This window comes from Mycobacterium sp., assembly GCF_049683355.1.
Lineage (GTDB): Bacteria > Actinomycetota > Actinomycetes > Mycobacteriales > Mycobacteriaceae > Mycobacterium.
In genome coordinates, this window is sequence record NZ_JBAUJB010000168.1 from 1 (window position 1) to 2,550 (window position 2,550).

Genomic DNA, 2,550 nt, shown 5'->3' on the forward strand with positions numbered 1-2,550 from the left:
ACGAAGTCGGCGAGATCCTGGGTTTCGGCGGCATGTCCGAAGTCCACATGGCACGCGACCTACGGCTGCACCGTGACGTCGCGATCAAGGTGCTGCGCGCCGACCTGGCCCGGGACCCGAGCTTCTATCTGCGGTTCCGCCGAGAAGCGCAGAACGCGGCCGCGCTCAACCACCCCGCGATCGTCGCGGTTTACGACACCGGCGAGGCCGAGACGCCGAGCGGGCCGCTGCCCTACATCGTCATGGAGTACGTCGACGGTGTGACGCTGCGCGACATCGTGCACAGCGAGGGGCCGATGCCGCCCCAGCGCGCCATCGAGGTGATCGCCGACGCCTGCCAGGCGCTGAACTTCAGCCATCAGCACGGCATCATCCACCGCGACGTCAAACCGGCCAACATCATGATCAGCAAAACCGGCGCGGTGAAGGTCATGGACTTCGGTATCGCCCGCGCGCTCGCCGATGCCGGCAACCCCGTCACCCAGACCGCGGCGGTCATCGGAACCGCCCAGTACCTGTCCCCCGAGCAGGCCCGCGGCGTGAAGGTCGACGCCCGCTCCGATGTGTACTCGCTGGGCTGTGTGCTCTACGAGATGCTCACCGGCGAGCCACCCTTCGTCGGCGACTCCCCCGTCGCCGTGGCCTACCAGCACGTCCGGGAGGACCCCGTCCCGCCGTCGGAGCGACACAGCGGCATCTCCCCCGAACTGGACGCGGTGGTGCTCAAGGCGCTGGCCAAGAACCCCGACAACCGGTATCAGACCGCTGCCGAGATGCGCACCGACCTCGTCAAGGTGCACAGCGGTGAGACGCCCGACGCGCCCAAGATCTACACCGACGCCGAACGGACGTCGCTGCTGTCCGCGGATTCGTCTCACGACCGCACCGAGCAACTCGACTCGGTGGGTCGCCACCAGCCCCGCTACGAGGAACGGGCGCGCCGCGGCTCGGTCGGACGCTGGCTGGCGGCCGTGGCGATCCTGGCGGTGCTCACCGTGGTCGTCACGATCGCCATCAACTCGTTCGGCGGTGAGACCCGCTCCATCCAGGTCCCCGACGTCGGCGGGCAGGTCTCCGACGATGCGATCGCCGCGTTGCAGAACCTCGGGTTCAGGACCACCCTGCAACGCAACCCGGATTCCGAGGTGCCACCGGACCACGTGATCAGCACCGACCCGGGCGCGAACTCGTCGGTCGAAGCGGGCGAGGAGATCACCCTCAACGTCTCCACCGGCCCCGAGCAGCGCGAAGTGCCCGACGTGTCCGGGCTGAGCTACGGCGACGCGGTCAGCGAGCTCACCGACGCGGGCTTCGAACGCTTCCGGCGCACCGCGTCGGCGTCGACCCCTGAGCAGCGAGACCGGGTGCTGTCCACCGTGCCGCCCGCCAACCAGACCTCGGCGATTACCAACGAGATCACCATCGTGGTGGGCTCGGGTCCGGCGACGGCCGAAGTGCCCGACTGCGTCGGCCAGACCACCCCGGTCTGCCAGCAGGTCCTGGCGGCATCCGGCTTCTCCAACACGGTGGCCGTCGAGGTCGACAGCACCAGCCCGGCAGGACGAGTGCTGGGCACCGACCCCGCAGCCGCCCAGACCGTTCCCGAGGACACGGTGATCCAGATCCAGGTGTCCCGCGGCAACCAGTTCGTGATGCCCGACCTGACCGGGATGTTCTGGACCGACGCCGAGCCGAGACTACGCGCGCTCGGCTGGACCGGGGTGCTGGACAAGGGCGGCGACGTGCAGAACAGCGGCCAGCGCACGAACGCGGTGGTGACCCAGAGCCCGGCGGCGGGTTCGGACGTGAACTACGGCGCCAGGATCACGCTGAACTTCGCGTCGTAGCTGCCTGCACGGCACCGGCGACCTCGTCTTCGAGGCGGCGGACCAGTTCCTCGGCGGGAGCCGCACCGCAGTAGGCCAGCCAGTTGGCCAGCATCCGATGCCCGCCCTGGGTCAGGATCGATTCCGGATGGAACTGCACGCCGTGGATCGGCAGGTCCACATGGCGCACACCCATGATCACGCCGCCGGGATCTCCCCCGTCGCTCCGCTCGCCCTGGGAAGTCCGGGCGATCACCTCGAGTTCATCGGGAATCGTCTCGGGCAGGATCGTCAGCGAGTGATAGCGCGTCGCGATGAATGGATCCGGAAGACCTCTGAGCACACCGACATTCGCGTGGTGCACGGTGCTGGTCTTGCCGTGCAGCAGTTCCGGCGCTCGGTCGACGGTGCCGCCGAACGCCACACCGATGGCCTGATGCCCCAGGCACACGCCCAGTAGGGGAGTGCGCGCAGCGGCGCAGGCGTCGACCAGGGGGATGGACGCACCGGCACGCTCGGGGATGCCGGGACCGGGGCTGAGGAGCACACCGTCGAACTCCCCGGCCGCGCGGACGATGTCGGCGTCGGTGGCCAGGCGCTCGTCGTCGTTACGCCACACCTTTGCGTCCACGCCGAGCTGGCCCAGGTACTGGACCAGGTTGAACACGAAGCTGTCGTAGTTGTCGACGACCAAGACCTGCATGGCAACAGGCTACCGCCAGGG

The 2,550-nt window shown here is 68.8% G+C and carries 2 protein-coding genes; one reads left to right on the top strand and one right to left on the bottom strand.

All coding sequences use genetic code 11. The features are described from left to right. A partial coding sequence (pknB, locus tag WA944_RS10210) for a Stk1 family PASTA domain-containing Ser/Thr kinase (protein WP_526646865.1) occupies nucleotides 1-1,847 on the top strand: 1,847 nt, incomplete at its 5' end. Here the strand turns inward: pknB and WA944_RS10215 are convergent. Next, entirely contained in the window at nucleotides 1,825-2,529 is a 705-nt protein-coding gene (locus WA944_RS10215) for an aminodeoxychorismate/anthranilate synthase component II (RefSeq protein WP_526610867.1), read from the bottom strand. The genes pknB and WA944_RS10215 overlap by 23 nt on opposite strands. Nucleotides 2,530-2,550 lie beyond the last annotated feature (21 nt).

Coding starts and splice junctions, on each gene's coding strand:
- WA944_RS10215 (WP_526610867.1), bottom strand. CDS start 2,529: ATGCAGGTCTTGGTCGTCGACAACTACGACAGCTTCGTGTTCAACCTG.